Source organism: Aquirufa regiilacus (assembly GCF_032470275.1).
In the GTDB taxonomy this organism is placed as follows: Bacteria; Bacteroidota; Bacteroidia; order Cytophagales; family Spirosomataceae; genus Aquirufa; species Aquirufa regiilacus.
In genome coordinates this window covers 852677-868745 of record NZ_JAVNWW010000001.1, presented here as the reverse complement: position 1 = coordinate 868745, position 16069 = coordinate 852677, and the positions used below count along the sequence as shown (strand labels likewise).

The following is a 16069-nucleotide window of genomic DNA, read 5'->3' as shown; positions in this document are numbered from 1 at the left end:
ATACCAATGAGTGAAACGACAGAAGGGGCATTACAGAATCAAATTGCCGTAGCCGGCATGTATGAAAATTGGTTCTTGGAGTATGCTTCATACGTTATTTTAGAGCGTGCCGTACCTGCCGTAGAAGATGGTCTAAAACCCGTTCAGCGACGTATTTTACATGCGTTAAAAGAAATGGATGATGGCCGCTTTAACAAAGTTGCCAACGTAATTGGTCAAACCATGCAATATCACCCGCATGGCGATGCCTCAATTAATGATGCATTAGTTAATCTAGGTCAAAAAGATTTACTGTTCGATTGTCAAGGTAACTGGGGAGATAATCGTACGGGAGACAGTGCGGCTGCCGCTCGTTACATTGAAGTTCGCCTTTCCAAATTCGCTAGTGATGTTGTTTTCAATAATCAAACAACCCGTTGGCAATTATCATACGATGGACGTAAGAAGGAACCCATTACCCTTCCCATTAAATTTCCATTATTACTTGCTCAGGGCGTAGAAGGTATTGCGGTAGGTTTAGCAACCAAAATCATGCCTCATAATTTCTGTGAGATTATCCTGGCTTCGATTGATTTACTAAACAATAAGAAAGTTATTCTAAACCCTGACTTCCAATTGGGGGGTATGGTCGATGTATCTAATTATAATGATGGATTACGTGGCGGTAGAATACGTGTTCGAGCAAAGATTGAAGAATTTGACAAGAAAACCCTGTTAATCAAGGAGATACCGTTTGGAACAACGACAACATCTTTGATTGATTCGATTATCAAAGCCAACGATACAGGTAAAATCAAGATTAAAAAGGTAATCGATAATACAGCCAAGGACGTTGAAATTCAAATTCAATTAGCACCTGGAATTTCTCCAGATGTGACCATTGATGCCTTATATGCATTTACAGACTGTGAAGTGTCTATTTCCCCAAATGCCTGTGTGATTGTTGACGAAAAACCACAATTCATTGGAATTGCAGAAATCCTTCGTGTCAGTACAGATCAGACAGTAGAATTATTAAAGCAAGAATTAGAAATACGACGCAATGAATTGATGGAGCGACTTTTATTTAGTTCGCTTGAAAAAATATTCATTGAAAACCGAATCTATCGCGCTATTGAAGAGTGTGAAACCTTCGAATCTGTTATAGAAATGGTCGATAAAGGTTTAGACCCTTACAAGAAAGATTTCTACCGAGAAATCGTTGAGGAGGACATCCTACGTTTATTAGAGATTCGTATTAAGCGTATTTCGAAGTTTGATAGTTTTAAGGCTGATGAGGCAATGAAGCGTCTACAAGATGAATTGGCGGAAGTAGAGGATAATTTAGCCAATCTGATTCGCTATGCTATAGATTACTTCAAGCACTTATTGCAGAAATACGGCAAAGGAAGAGAGCGTAAAACAGAAATCAAGAGTTTCAATACGATTACTGCAACGGTTGTCGCACAGGCAAATCAAAAACTTTATGTCAATCGAGAGGATGGATTCATCGGATACGGATTAAAGAAAGACGAATTCGTCATGGATTGTTCTGATATCGATGATATTATCATTTTCCGTCAAAATGGAACTTGCTCGGTCACTAAAGTTCAAGAGAAGGTATTCGTAGGGAAAGACATTCTATACGTAAGTGTATTTAAAAAGAATGACGATCGTAAAGTTTATAACGTCGTTTACTTTGATGGTAAAACTGGCGTATCCTATGTAAAACGATTCAAAGTAACCTCAGTCACACGTGATCGGGAATACAGAATCGTAAGCCAAGATACTAAATCGAAAATTTCTTACTTCTCAGCGAATGAGAACGGGGAAGCCGAGGTGATCAGCATCAATCTAACAGCGAATTGTACAGCCAAAAACAAACAGTTCGATTATGATTTTGCAAAACTAGCCATTAAGGGACGCGAATCTCTTGGTAATGTTTTGACCAAATATCCGGTTCGTAAAATTGTACAAAAAAGTGCCGGCGTTTCCACATTAGGAGGGGTAGACATTTGGTATGACCCAACCATTGGCCGACTGAATAGAGATCAGCATGGTGATCATGTGGGAAATTTTGAACCGAATGATAATATTTTAGCTATTTACAATTCAGGGAATTACGAGTTGACCAACTTTGAATTAACCAATCGCTATCCAGCGGAAGAAATAGCTTTATTAGCCAAATTCAACCCAAATGGCATTATATCCGCTATTTATTTTGATGGGTCGAATAAAACCCATTTCATTAAGCGTTTCAAAATTGAGACATCAACCATTGATAAGAAGTTTTTATTCATCTCTGATCACAAAGCCTCTAAGTTGGTCGCATCAAGTATTAACTATGCACCCAATGTTCAAATCAAACACAAACCAGATGGCAAAACGTCGGAGATTGAGTTGATGCCAATTGATGAATTAGTTGATGTACGTGGATGGAAGGCGATAGGTAGTAAATTAAACTACCCAAAATTGACTGACGCAAAATTCATCGATACGGAAACCCTTATGCCAGAGTCAGAGGTGGCAAAGACTTCAGCAACAGAGGAAGAAGTAGAGGAACAGGAAGTTACAGTGATTGAGCTAGAATCAGCAGAAACAACAACTCAAGAAATTTCAGAGGTAGAAGTTATCCCTGCTGGTCAGAAGATCACGTTAGAAGATGAGATTCTAGAAACGCCAAAGCCAGAAATAGCCGAAGATATTCCACTTGAAATAAAGAATTATTCAGAAGAAAACATTGCAAAAGACGCTAATAAGGGTGAACAACTCGGTTTATTTTAATGAAACAGGTAGAACTCAATAACCCTAAAGTACTCAATGCATGGGCATTTTATGATTGGGCGAATTCTGTACATTCATTAACTATAACAAGTGCCATTTTTCCTATTTACTACCCATTTGCTGCAGTTAATGATTCAGGAGCAAAGGAGATTGATTTTTTAGGAATGCATCTAAGTAATACGGTTCTGTTTTCTTATACAGTTTCCTTTGCATTCCTTTTATTGGCCATCATAATGCCATTATTGTCGGGAATCGCTGATTACAAAGGGAACAAAAAATCCTTCATGCGTTTTTTCTGTTATGTAGGGTCATTTAGCTGCATGAGTTTATTCTTTTTCGAAAAGGGTAATTACTACATTGGCACATTTGGTTTTCTATTTTCGATTATCGGTTGGGGTGGAAGTATGGTTTTCTACAATTCCTTTCTACCCGAAATTGCCAGCCCGGATCGTTACGACAAATTAAGTGCAAAGGGATTCACGCTAGGCTATATTGGCAGCGTGATTCTTTTAATTCAAAACTTAACCATGGTCATGATGCCTCAGTGGTATGGCAACATTGCGGGTGATCTTGCTTCACGTATATCATTCCTAAGTGTTGGAATATGGTGGTTGGTTTTCGCACAAATACCCTTTCATTATCTACCTGACGGAAATAAACGAACTCATCAAGGAGAAAATATTTGGTTAGGCGGTTGGCGAGAACTCATGAAGGTATACCAAGAGGTTAAGCAAATACGAGTGTTGAAAGGATTTTTAGGAAGTTTTTTCCTATTTAATATGGGTGCCCAAACGGTCATGTATTTGGGAGCACTCTTTGGAAGTGAAGAATTACATTTACCTACAGATGCATTGATTATTACCATATTACTTATCCAACTTGTAGCAATACCAGGAGCCTATTTTTGTGCCCGATTATCTCAAAAAATTGGGAATATTCAAGCTCTTATGGCAATTGTCATTGTTTGGGTAGCAATATGTGGCTTTGCATATACGGTGCATGATCAATTTAATTTTTACCTGCTTGCTACCGGAATTGGTTTTGTGATGGGCGGTATACAATCGAATAGTAGAGCAACATTTGCTAAAATGTGTCCACCCGATGAAAAAGACACGAGTTCCTATTTTAGTTTTTACGATGCCTGCGATCGACTTTCAACAGTACTAGGAACATTTATTTTTGGTCTGATTATACAAATAACGGGTAATATGCGTTTGGGAATATTAATTCTAGGTCTTGTATTTATTGCGAGTATTTATTTCCTGGTAAAATTAAGGGGGACAAAAGAACTTCAACCTAGATTGGTATAATCGATCGGTCTGCAATCGATTGCCATTGCATTGGAATATGTGCTAATATTTCCAGCTTTAATGCATTCACTATAGCTTTCCGAGAATAGGATTTAGCGTGTACGAGTGATACTTCACGAATAGGCGTAGGCTTAGGCAGTGGGTGTACTTTTTCCTTCGACTTCAGATCTAAATAATCGGCAAACATTTGCGGTATAATCGTTTGGCCAAATCCTAAATCAGCCATACGGACAATTGTTTCAAGACTTCCCGTTTGATACGTAAGCGAATTTGAAATTCGGGCACCTGCATTTAGATTACAGATAGAATTGATTTGATTACTCAAACAATGGCCTTCTTCTAATAACCATAACTTAGCAGGATCTAGAGTAGCACTCAATTTAGAACCATCATCCTCCCACACATTGGAATACAAGAAAAGCTCCTCATAATACAGCGGAATCTCGACTAAATTAGAATTTAAGGGAGTAACTAAGATGCCTATATCAATCCGTCCTTCAGCTATTTCATGCTTAATATTATCCGTGGTTGTTTCTGACACGCTAATAATTAAATCCGGATACTTCAATTGGAAGTCAGCCAAAAACCGAGGCATCAAATAAGGAGCAATCGTAGGAATTACCCCGATAGAAAGATTACCTGTCACTTGCGTAGACCATCCTTTCGTTAAAGATAAAATCGACTTACTTTCAGAAAGAATAATTCTGGCTTTGTCCAAAATCTCACGAGCTTCCAACGTTGGAACAAGCGGTTTTGCTTTCCGATTAAACAAGGTCATATTTAATTCATCTTCCAGTTTTTGAACTTGCATACTGAGACTCGGCTGTGAAACACAACAAAAATCAGCGGCTTTCGAAAAACTTTGAAGGTCAGCCAAGGCAACAATGTACTCTAATTGCGTAATAGTCATGCTATAAGTATAATCTATACAAATATAAAAAATATAGATTTGATTGATATTATATTACCTGCGATATTTGCAACATCATTTATTAGAACAAACAAAACACTTATACAAATGGCAAATTACATGTTAGGTTTAGGAAGCCAATTTCCTACATTTTCAAAAACAGCAGTTGTTTCTTTAGAGCAAGGAAAAGAATTCGCAACAATTACTTCTGAAGATCACAAAAAAGACGGTAAATGGTTAGTAATGTTTTGGTGGCCGAAAGATTTTACTTTCGTATGTCCAACTGAAATTGCTGAATTCAATCGTCGTGCAGGTGATTTCGCTGACCGTGATGCTTCATTAATTGGCGCTTCAACGGACTCAGAATTCGTACATGCAGCTTGGAGAAGAGACCACGATGATCTTCGTGGTTTGAAATTCCCTATGTTGGCAGATACTTCAAAGAGCTTAGCTGAAGAATTAGGAATTTTAACAGAAGGAGAGAAGGTAGCATACCGTGTTACATATATCGCTGACCAAGATGGTATCATCCGTTGGGCTTCTGCAAATGACTTATCAGTAGGACGTAACGTAGACGAGGTTCTTCGTGTGTTAGATGCTTTGCAAACAGATGAGCTTTGCCCATGTAACTGGAAAGCTGGAGAAGCAACATTATAATATTTCATTAAGCCCCAGATTCCCTGGGGCTTATTAAAACAATCAACCATGAGTGAGACTAGAGATAACTTATTGGCGGAGATTAATATCCCTGCCACGGAATCCTTTGCCCTTTTGGATTCATTAGATGCAGCAGATCATCGTTACATTAAAGATTTAAAAATCAACGTTTCAAATGCCTTGCGCGCACAAACGTTGTCGGAGAAAGAAGCATTGTTATTGGCATTAGCTGTATCAGTTAACCAAAAACACGAACGTACAATTGATTCACTAACAGCATTAGCTTTAGAAAAAGGATCAAATGATGCCGAAATAAAGGAAATACATGCCTTGGTTTCGTTATTGAACGCGAACAATATCTTTTATCGCTTTAAACATTTTGTTGATAAAGAGTATTACAATACAGCACCAGCAGGCATTCGCATGTCTATCATGATGAATCCTGTATTAGGGAAGGAATTCTTTGAATTAGCTAGCTTAACAGTTTCTGCCATCAATGGTTGTGAAATGTGTGTCACATCACACGAACAATCGGTTAAAAACCATGGAGCCACTGAAGCTCGAATCTTAGATGCTGTTCGATTAACAGCAATCTTCAAGAGCTTAATCGTATTATTATAAGTACATAAAAAAGGCTAATTCTGAGTTGAATTAGCCTTTTTTTATTATTTTTTAATCTCTTCTACCATACGATTTAGATCGAATCTAAATCTAGCGAGTTCTTTAAAACTTTGCCAACAAACCTTTAATAACTTCATGTGTCGGATGGATACCTCCCCAGTTTCACGTTCTTTGTGAAGTACAGGTATATCAAATAATTTCTCTCCAGCTTTTTTGGCCAAAACAGACAAAAAGATATTAGGAGCAAATGGAACAGTCTTGGGCAATGCAGCTAATAATTTCTTTAAATACCCCGTACGAATCAAGCGAAATGGAATATTAGCATCATGGATATAGGTTCCATAGATAAACAACAAAGAAAACTTCAAAATCCGTGTGATAACTAAACGGAAAGGATCATCATGGCGAACCTCACGGAAACCTAACACAAAATTAGATTCATTCCGTTTTTCCCAAAACTTATGAAAATCTTTAGGGTCAAATTGATCGTCTGAGTCCGTTTGAAAAACAAAATCAGGATTCATATCAACTGCCATTTGGTAGCCATTGTAAATGGCATTTCCATGACCTCCATTCAATTGATGTTTAGCAATCAAATTAGGATATTCACCTGCTAATTCATCTAAAATAGCACCTGTATTATCGCGTGAACCATCGTTTATAATCAACAATTTAAAACGATCCTTAGAAACTGTTTTCGATATACCTTCAATCCAATTAGGTACGACATCGCGTATGCAAGCTTCCTCATTGTAAGCTGGAATAACCACGACTAAATCTAACTCATTTTGCATTAAATACGATTTTTATATTTGTTGATAGGCTTTTCGACCAAGAACCAGGATAAACTTGAGATGCCAATCAATAACGAGAGGCAAATCAAAAACTTATAGGCTGTAAAATTAACTAATTCTAAGTGAAAATCAGGTAGATGTGATGTTAAATAATACCAGATTGTATTCCCCTGATCATGGTAGTAATTCATGACAATGTTATGATATAAATAAAGCCCGTAGGAAATTTTACCTAAATAAGAAATAACCTTACCTTGCAAGAAAGAGCTTAACTCCCAAGTATCTGTTCTTATGCAAAGCGCAATGAAAAATAATGCTACGATTGCTCCTGAAAATCGTTCAAATACAATCGACCAAACATTGTCATGTGGGAATTCGGACATTTTGGCCAAATTTAAAACCCCAACGAATAATAGCACCGATATCAGTAGACCTAACTTCAGAAATTTAATTGATTGAAAATACGTTTGCTTATAATGATATAAATAAGCAAGAACACCACCTAAGCCAAAACAATCAACCGCCGAAAATGGATTTACATACCACCACATCCAATTATTTTCTTTCATGTCGTGCGAAGCATAAAGAGAAAAACCTAAACGCGTACCGATTCCGATGAACAACATGGCTATAAATAACCAAGGGTAGCGTTTGGGGGAAAGTAATAATATAAAATAGGGGAAAACAAGGTAATATTGCTCTTCAACCGCTAATGACCACAAGTGATCCCAAATGCCTAACCATGTACCTTTCAACATGATATAAATATTAGGTAGATAAAAGAAAAGGTAAGGCCACAAATTGCGCATATTCGATAGGCCTAATACCAAACCGATAAACATGAGCAGAAAATAGATTGGAAATATCCTTAAAGATCTCCTGTATATAAAACGAATAATTTTAGCCGTTGGAGAAGAATGATTCTTCCCACAATCATCTGCATTTTCAAACAAGATGCGGGTAATCAGAAAACCACTTAAGACGAAGAAAATAACAACGCCTAAATGCCCCAAAAATGAAAAAGGATTAATGGGAATCAACCAATGATCGAGTAATACCAGCATAACAGCAATAAATCGAATGCCGTTTAATTGATTGAAATACAATTCTTTTTTACCCGTCATTATTTTACATAAAAACTAAATTCGACACGTCTATTCAGGCGTCTTTTTTCTTCAGCGGTACTTGTCGACAAGAGTTTAGTACCACCCCAACCTTTTGCTTGAATGCGAGAAGACTCTATACCTTGCTTAATTAAGTAGCCCTTGACTTGCTCAACTCGTTCATTAGATAACTTTAAGTTTTCATCCCAATCTCCTTGATTATCGGTATGCCCTTCAATTAAGACATTTAAACCTTCATTGTCTTGCAATATGGAAACAATTTCATCAAGTGAAGCAAAGGATTCTTTACTAATTTCCGATTTACTTTGGGCGAAGTTAAGGTTTGGAACTTTAAATTGTTTATTTAATTCGAGTGGTGTCAAACCAATAATTTGTTTTGACTCACTGAAGCTAATTTGGTCTCTAAAATCCAAATTAACTCGTTTCATAAGAAAACCTTTTGATTTGATTTCTAAATAAAAAGGCTTTTTACTCGGCCACATAAAACTAAAATCGCCTAAATACGGATCATAATCGATTTGCATTGTATCAGCCGAAGCACGTGAACGAACCAAAATTTTTGATGCCACAGGAAGTTTAGATAACTGATTGATCACCTGACCCGAAACTTGAACCAAGGTTTGTGGTTTAACTTTATCAGGAATCTTAATGCGGTAAATATCTTCGGCGCCCATGGAGTTTTCGACCGAGCTAAAATAGGCAAAATCACCCTTGGCTGATACCGTAAAATAGCCATCCCATTGATTCGTATTGACAACGGGCCCCACATTTTCGGGAACTGACCAGTTTAACCAAGAATCGTCCAAGCGTCTTGTTAGGAAGATATCATTGTTGCCATATCCCACATGACCACTAGAAGAAAAATACATCGTTTGTCCATCGGGAGCTATAAAAGGCGTACTCTCTGATTCTCCTGTATTTACGGATGAACCAATATTTTTGGGTTCGGTCCAGGTATCGTCTGCCTTTAAAAAGGAAACATAAATATCTTTCCCTCCATAGGAATCTTTCGTCTCTGTTGTCATGAGCAAGACCTTCCCATTGGGTGCTAATGTATACTCAGAATACTCAGATTTATTTTTAAAATTTTGAATACGAATCGGTTTAGGAAAACTCCATTCACCGGTTCGTAATAGAAAAGAAAGCGAAACCCCTTTTTCCATTTGACCATCCTTGCCATATACATTATTAAGCAACATGGTTTTACCGTTTGGTGAAATTCCACAAACTGCATTATTTTCATCGTTATTAATCGGAGATGGAAACAAGCTAGCCTTATCCCATTGTTGCTTGTCATTTAAATTGGCAACCCAAATATCTTGATTTTTATTAGCACCCAAATTATCCGGATGTTTCCAGCGGGTGAAATACAATTTTTTCCCATCAGGACTAACAACTGGACAAATCTCATTGAACTTCGAGTTAATCGCAGTTCCTAAATTCTCTTTAACCAAATACGCATTGGGATCCACTTCCAACTTAATCCGATCCTCTATCGGTGTGTCAACATCCGAGATTGCAATCGCATCAATTTGGGAGTAACCTTGAACCCGCATCGAGTTCAGTGTAATCTTAATGGATTTAACTTTAAAAGGAGTAGGAGAGGCTAATCGTACGCGGGTCAACTGACCATTTGCTAGGGCATATCCATTAGGAAACTCTTTCAATAAAAATAAGCGATTATTCTCATCGAGTGCGTCAACTCTTGTAATCGAACCCGCACCAAAATTTTCGAAAATAGCGACCTGCTTAATAACCTTGGCTGTATCGAACGACACAATAATAAATTCCCCTCCTGGATTATCAGGTGTTAAGGATTGCCAGGCACTGGGGCTGGCGGCAAATTTTGGATACTTGCTTGGTCGACCTAGTATATGTAGAGCGCGGTATTCTTTTCCTAATAAAGGGTCCGTGTATTCACTTGAAAAAGTCAACACTTTAGATGCCCACTGCACAGATTGCGCTGGTAAGTTAAACAGCGAACAAAGCAATACAATAACTAAAGCGAATTGACGCATATAATTAAGCCAAGGAAACTAATTCTTGAATGGTTGCTTTAGGATCTGCGGATGCAAAAACAAAACTACCTGCCACTAAAACATTGGCTCCAGCATGATGAAGTGCACCAGCATTAACTTGATTTACACCACCATCAATTTCTAAATAGATATCTTTTCCCGTTGAATCAATTAATGCTTTCAATTTTGCCGTTTTTTGAATCGCATTGGAAATAAATTTCTGCCCACCAAAACCTGGATTTACCGACATGATTAACGCCAAATCCAAATCACCAATAACATCTTCCAATATAGAAACGGGAGTACCTGGATTTATTGCGACACCAGCCAAACAACCTTCCGACTTTATTTGCTGTATCGTACGATGTAAATGCGGGCAAGCTTCTGCATGAACCGTTATCATATTTGCACCACTTGCAGCGAATTGTGCAATATATCGCTCAGGCTTTTCAATCATCAAATGACAATCCAAAAACTTCGTTGTGTGTTTACGCACAGCTTCTAGCACCGGGAAACCAAAGGATATATTGGGAACAAAAACCCCGTCCATGACATCAATATGAATCCAAGCTGCAGCTGATTCATTTAACATGTTTGTTTCTTGAGCTAAGTTGGCAAAATCTGCTGCCAATATTGAAGGGGCGATGATTAATTTTTCCATTTTACAAAGGTATGAAAAATATTCGCTAAGGTTTATTTCTGATAAGATTAGGATTAACTTTGTACGCTAAATTATTGTTTATGGATATTCAAAAAAAGATGCAAGATCTAGTGGATCAAATCAACCACTATAACCATGCATATTATCAATTAAATGAGAGTTTAATTTCAGATGAAGCCTTCGACAAACTCCTTGCCGAACTTCAAAAACTCGAATGTGAAAATCCATTATTTGCCATACCTAACAGCCCAACGCAACATGTTGGTGGGAGCATAACCAAAACCTTCCAATCGGTTACGCATCAATTCCCCATGCTTTCGCTTGGTAATACCTACAATGAAAGTGATTTAAGGGATTTTGATGAACGAATTCAAAAAGCCTTAGGTGAAGAACCATACGAATATGTATGTGAATTAAAGTTCGATGGTGTAGCGCTTTCCTTTTGGTATGAAAATGGCAAACTCATAAAAGGAGTAACCCGGGGTGACGGAACCCGTGGGGATGACATAACAAACAATGTTAAAACCATTCGGAGTATTCCTCAAACCATTACGTCTACCGATTTCCCCGCCACATTTGAAGTAAGGGGAGAAGGATACATGCCCATTAGTTCTTTCGATAAAATAAATGCTGATAAAATAGCGAATGGCGAAGCTCCTTTAGCTAATCCGCGAAATGCAGCATCTGGAACTTTCAAAATGCAAGATTCTAGAGTTGTTGCGCAACGCAATATGGCTTGTTTTGTCTATGCCTATTTAGGGAATGAGATACCCTTTCAAACCCATGAGGAGGGATTAAAATTGATGCAAGAAAATGGATTTCCCGTGTCAGCTACTTATCAGAAATGTGGAAGCATTGATGAAGTAATTCAATACATTTCGGCTTGGGAAGATAAGCGACACGACCTACCCTTGAATACGGATGGAATCGTGATAAAAATCAATGATTTAGGCCAACAAGAAAGATTAGGATTTACGGCAAAATCACCTCGTTGGGCGATTGCCTACAAATATCCATCTGAGATCGCGCACACGCGGATTGAAAGTGTTTCCTATCAAGTAGGTCGAACAGGAAATGTCACGCCTGTTGCTAATTTAAATCCAGTTTACTTAGCTGGCACTGTTATAAAAAGAGCTTCCATTCACAATGCGAATGAAATGGAGCGATTAGATCTACATGTAAACGATACCGTATTCATTGAGAAAGGTGGAGAAATCATTCCTAAAATAACGGGTGTTGATTCTGCCAAAAGAATTGCCAATGCAATAAAATTCGAATTCCCTACGCATTGTCCTGCATGTGATCACGAATTAATACGCCATGAGGGGGAGGCGAATCATTATTGCACTAATGATCATCATTGCCCCCCTCAGATAAAAGGAAGAATTGAACATTTCATCCAACGGAAAGCTTTAAATATTGAAAATCTGGGCACAGAGACGATTGATTTATTAGTCGAGCGTGGCATCATCCGCAATGCGGCTGATTTATATACTTTAAACGAAGCAAGCTTTGAGGGATTAGATGGATTTCAAAGCAAATCCATTGCTAATATTTTAACATCAATCATTAAATCGAAGGAAATTCCATTTAGACAAGTACTTTTTGGAATTGGTATTCGACATATTGGCGCTACAATTGCTGAAAAATTAGTGCAATCCTTTCATAGCATCGAAAATTTAAGCCACGCATCTTATGATGAATTAGTCAATGTGCCAGAAATAGGAGATCGCATTGCGCTTAGTATTCTAGATTTTTTCAAAGAAGCGGATAACCAAAACTTTATCGAAAAATTAAGAGCAGCTCAAGTACAATTATCTGAAGAAATACAAGAAATAGTCTTGGAAGGGCAGGCTTTAGTCGGAAAAAGTTTTGTAATTTCGGGAGTCTTTGAAAATTTTGAACGAGATGAGTTAAAGGCCAAAATCATTGCGAATGGAGGCAAAGTTGTATCAAGTATCTCATCAAAACTCGATTACCTAGTCGCTGGAAACAATATGGGCCCCGCGAAACTAGAAAAGGCAAATCAATTAAATATTCAAATTTTAAGCGAAGAAGAGTTTTTAGCGCTTCTTACCTAATGTATGCAATCACAACCATTACCTAAATTTCATGGTGTTGCTCCTGCACTTGTTACACCCATGTTGGCTGATCGTAGCATCGATTGGAAAGGATTAGAAAAATTGGTTAACCACGTTAGCCAAGGTGGAGTAGATTACCTAGTTGTTCAAGGAACGACAGGTGAATCTGCTACAACAACTGCAGATGAAAAGAAAAAAATTGTTGCCACAATCAAGGAGAGCAATGCGAAGCAATTACCTATAGTTTATGGGCTAGGGGGTAATAATACGGAAAGTTTAATCAGTCAGATTAAAACAACGGACTTTACGGGTATTGACGCTATATTGTCCGTTTGTCCTTACTACAATAAACCAAGTGCACGTGGCGTTATTGCACATTATCAAGCGGTTGCAGATGCTTGCCCCGTTCCTGTTATTATGTACAATATTCCCGGAAGAACCGGAATCAACATGTCGGCAGAAACAGTTTTAACGCTAAGCGAGCATAAAAATATCATTGGAATCAAAGAAGCTTCATGTATTATAGAACAATGCATGGAAATAGCTTTTCACAAACCTGAAGATTTCCTTTTGATCTCAGGTGATGATGTGCAGGCGGTACCCATCATATCCATTGGTGGAGTAGGGGTAATGTCTGTAATTGCCAATGCATTTCCAAATCAATTCACAACGATGATTCATGCCGCACTAGCGGGGGATTTTAAAGGAGCACAAAAGTCTTTAGCTGCATTTTTGACCATTGATCCTTTCTTATACGAAGAAGGAAATCCAGTCGGTGTCAAGAAAATTCTAGCGTTAAAAGGATTAATGTCAGGTCAAGTGAGAATGCCACTTGCTGAAGGTTCAGATGACCTAGGAAAAAAATTAGAACAAATTATTCAACAAGTTAAATTATCCAATTAATGTTTGTACACGTCGTTAACTTTTGGTTAAAAAAGGGATTATCTGCGGAAGATATTCAAAAATTTGAGGCAGGTGTAAGTTCACTTGCTGATGTTGATACAGTAGATGTATTCAGCGTAGGAAAACCCGCTAAAACGGATCGTCCGGTCATTGATCGTTCATATGATTACTGTTTATTGACAACTTTTGAAGAAGAAGCTGGACATGATGTGTATCAAACACACCCAATTCACTTGAAATTCATTGAAGATTGTGCATCACTTTGGGATAAAGTATTAATCTATGATTCAGAAAGCATCTAAGTACGCAGTAGGAATCCTACTGATGAGTACTGTAATGAGTTGTTCTAAACATGTTCAGCCGTCCACGTATTACAGTCCTAATTACAAGGACGGTGGGATAGAGCGACATGATGGACTTGGTTTCGAAATACCGCTCAAATATGCGATTGATATATTTTATAGCAATGAGCAACCCAAGCAAAGTTACGCTGTGATTGAAGCTATTTCCTTTTCAGATGAAATACCTTTGTCGGTCGATCAAACGCAAAATGGTAAAATGTTAAATCGAGGCAATCACCAAAATAAGAAAAAGGAAATCTTAGATAAGATGGTTGCTAAAGCCGAAGAGCTAGGCGCTTCAGCTTTGATGGACATTAAATACCAAGTTTACACAACGAAAGATGCTAACGGCTATACTTTTAGTGGTACAGCGATTCGTTACGTGTTGAAGTAATATTCAATACATCAAAATTTGACAAGAGTACTTGTCCTCGAGCATCCAAGAAATCCACTTGGATGCTTTTTATTTTACGCGCTTTGAATGGAATGATACGCTTATTTCCGATGGTAAAACCAGTCAACTTTTCAATTTGGTTTGAATCATCCGTAATCGTAATTACAAATCGTTTAACTCGTTGGCCTAGTGCGATGGGTTCCTGCAATAAAACCGCATTTGCTAATCGAGCATCCATCGTGTTCCATTGAATAGTTGGATGAATATCCTTTTGCAAAGCTGCCCAAAAACTGCTCACACTTCCGTCCTTAATAAGTTGAACAGGGTGACCATGCACGGAAGAGGAAGCCATAAATTTATCGGATACTATTAATCGACTTTTAAGCCCTTCCTTCATAAGATCACGTAAGCCCATTAAAGCAGCGGAATCATTTGGATGAATTAATCCACGTGTATCCACAGGAATATTAATTAATAAATTAGCATTCCGTCCTACTGAAGCCACATAAATACGCATGAGGGAATCTGGTGACTTAACTTTTGAGTCTTGATCAGGGTGATAATACCAACCTGGACGCAAACTTACATCAACCTCAGGGGCTACCCAATGACTTCCCTGTTCTTGACCATTTCGGTAATCATCAAATTTGGGATATCCAGGATATATTTCATCCTTATTAATGGGAGACCACATGGTTTCATAGGAATATCCACGTTCATTCCCGACCCAACGAATGTCAGGACCATTATCTGAGAATTGAACCGCTTGTGGTTGATACTTATTTACCACCGAATGAAACAACTTCCAATCATACACTTGTTTCTTTCCATTAGGCCCTTCGCCATTTGCCCCATCGTACCAAAACTCAAAAATGGGTCCGTATTGCGTCAATAACTCCTTTTGCATATTTGCATATACTTGATTGTACGATTCCGTTCCATATGCAGGGTGAAATCGATCCCATGGGGATAAATAGATCCCTAACTTCAAACCCTGTTTCTTGCAGGCATTTGCCAATTCTCTGACAACATCTCCTTTTCCTTGTTTCCAAGGTGATTTTTTGACTGAATGCTCTGTATATTTTGATGGATATAAGGCAAACCCGTCATGATGTTTCGCTGTTAAAATCAATCCCTTCATTCCTGCTGCTTTCGCTATCCGAACCCATTGAGCACAATCTAGGGCGGAAGGATTAAATAGGCGAGGATCTTCTTTGCCTTCTCCCCATTCAACATTTGTAAATGTATTCATATTGAAATGCACGAATCCATAGTATTCCAACGCTTGCCAGTTCAATTGCTTAGAAGACGGAATGGGGTAAATAGGCTTAATCGATTGACCATTAATATCCCAAGAAAGAATATTCAGAAGAAGAATGCTTAGAAGAATATTTTTCATAAATAGTTTAGCGTTTCACCAATTAATCAAGCAGATTATCTCGATATTTTTATCAAACTAATAGATTAGAAATCCAAATCAAAACTTAGACAA

Annotated in this window: 14 protein-coding genes; 8 read left to right on the top strand and 6 right to left on the bottom strand. The window is 37.9% G+C overall.

Going from position 1 to position 16069, the window contains the following annotated elements; translation table 11 throughout:
* Nucleotides 1-6: 6 nt before the first annotated feature.
* Together PQG45_RS03825 and PQG45_RS03820 are read left to right on the top strand one after the other, a co-directional pair.
* Complete coding sequence (locus PQG45_RS03825; protein ID WP_315575616.1) at nt 7-2763, top strand: DNA gyrase/topoisomerase IV subunit A; 2757 nt, start codon at nt 7-9, stop codon at nt 2761-2763.
* Nucleotides 2763-4073, top strand: a complete 1311-nt coding sequence (locus PQG45_RS03820) for an MFS transporter (RefSeq protein WP_316070325.1) — start codon at nt 2763-2765, stop codon at nt 4071-4073. The genes PQG45_RS03825 and PQG45_RS03820 overlap by 1 nt, the downstream gene beginning before the upstream one ends.
* Here the strand turns inward: PQG45_RS03820 and PQG45_RS03815 are convergent.
* Entirely contained in the window at nt 4060-4983 is a 924-nt protein-coding gene (locus tag PQG45_RS03815) for a hydrogen peroxide-inducible genes activator (RefSeq protein WP_316070324.1), read from the bottom strand. The genes PQG45_RS03820 and PQG45_RS03815 overlap by 14 nt on opposite strands.
* A gap of 108 nt (nt 4984-5091) precedes the next feature.
* On the opposite strand from PQG45_RS03815, the gene PQG45_RS03810 reads away from it, so the two are divergent.
* Together PQG45_RS03810 and PQG45_RS03805 are read left to right on the top strand one after the other, a co-directional pair.
* Entirely contained in the window at nt 5092-5640 is a 549-nt protein-coding gene (locus PQG45_RS03810) for a peroxiredoxin (protein WP_316070323.1), read from the top strand.
* 48 nt (nt 5641-5688) lie between these two features.
* Nucleotides 5689-6261, top strand: coding sequence for a carboxymuconolactone decarboxylase family protein (locus tag PQG45_RS03805; RefSeq protein WP_316070322.1), 573 nt, complete (start codon nt 5689-5691; stop codon nt 6259-6261).
* 44 nt (nt 6262-6305) lie between these two features.
* Here the strand turns inward: PQG45_RS03805 and PQG45_RS03800 are convergent, their stop codons facing one another.
* From PQG45_RS03800 to rpe, 4 genes are read right to left on the bottom strand one after another with little or no spacing between them, the layout of a single operon-like run.
* On the bottom strand, nt 6306-7055 hold the full coding sequence (locus PQG45_RS03800) for a glycosyltransferase family 2 protein (RefSeq protein WP_315575625.1): 750 nt from the start codon (nt 7053-7055) through the stop codon (nt 6306-6308).
* On the bottom strand, nt 7055-8179 hold the full coding sequence (locus PQG45_RS03795) for an acyltransferase family protein (RefSeq protein WP_316070321.1): 1125 nt from the start codon (nt 8177-8179) through the stop codon (nt 7055-7057). The genes PQG45_RS03800 and PQG45_RS03795 overlap by 1 nt, the downstream gene beginning before the upstream one ends.
* A complete protein-coding gene (locus PQG45_RS03790) occupies nt 8179-10197 on the bottom strand; it encodes an OmpA family protein (RefSeq protein WP_316070320.1) in 2019 nt (672 codons plus the stop codon). Before PQG45_RS03790 ends, PQG45_RS03795 begins: the two co-directional genes overlap by 1 nt.
* 4 nt (nt 10198-10201) lie before the next feature.
* The gene (gene rpe, locus PQG45_RS03785) at nt 10202-10858 is read right to left on the bottom strand and encodes a ribulose-phosphate 3-epimerase (protein ID WP_315575630.1); all 657 of its coding nucleotides are present in this window, start codon (nt 10856-10858) and stop codon (nt 10202-10204) included.
* Nucleotides 10859-10938: 80 nt separating this feature from the next.
* Between rpe and ligA the strand changes: the two genes are divergently transcribed.
* Genes ligA through PQG45_RS03765 form a run of 4 tightly spaced genes read left to right on the top strand, consistent with a single transcriptional unit; the run spans nt 10939 to nt 14577 of the window.
* Nucleotides 10939-12939, top strand: coding sequence for an NAD-dependent DNA ligase LigA (gene ligA / locus PQG45_RS03780; protein WP_316070319.1), 2001 nt, complete (start codon nt 10939-10941; stop codon nt 12937-12939).
* 3 nt (nt 12940-12942) lie between these two features.
* Entirely contained in the window at nt 12943-13842 is a 900-nt protein-coding gene (gene dapA, locus PQG45_RS03775) for a 4-hydroxy-tetrahydrodipicolinate synthase (protein ID WP_315575634.1), read from the top strand.
* Nucleotides 13842-14144, top strand: a complete 303-nt coding sequence (locus tag PQG45_RS03770; protein WP_316070318.1) for a Dabb family protein — start codon at nt 13842-13844, stop codon at nt 14142-14144. The genes dapA and PQG45_RS03770 overlap by 1 nt, the downstream gene beginning before the upstream one ends.
* A complete protein-coding gene (locus tag PQG45_RS03765; RefSeq protein ID WP_316070317.1) occupies nt 14125-14577 on the top strand; it encodes a hypothetical protein in 453 nt (150 codons plus the stop codon). Before PQG45_RS03770 ends, PQG45_RS03765 begins: the two co-directional genes overlap by 20 nt.
* On the opposite strand, the gene PQG45_RS03760 is transcribed toward PQG45_RS03765, so the two are convergent.
* On the bottom strand, nt 14543-15976 hold the full coding sequence (locus PQG45_RS03760) for an alpha-L-fucosidase (RefSeq protein ID WP_316070316.1): 1434 nt from the start codon (nt 15974-15976) through the stop codon (nt 14543-14545). The genes PQG45_RS03765 and PQG45_RS03760 overlap by 35 nt on opposite strands.
* Between the last annotated feature and the right edge of the window lie 93 nt (nt 15977-16069).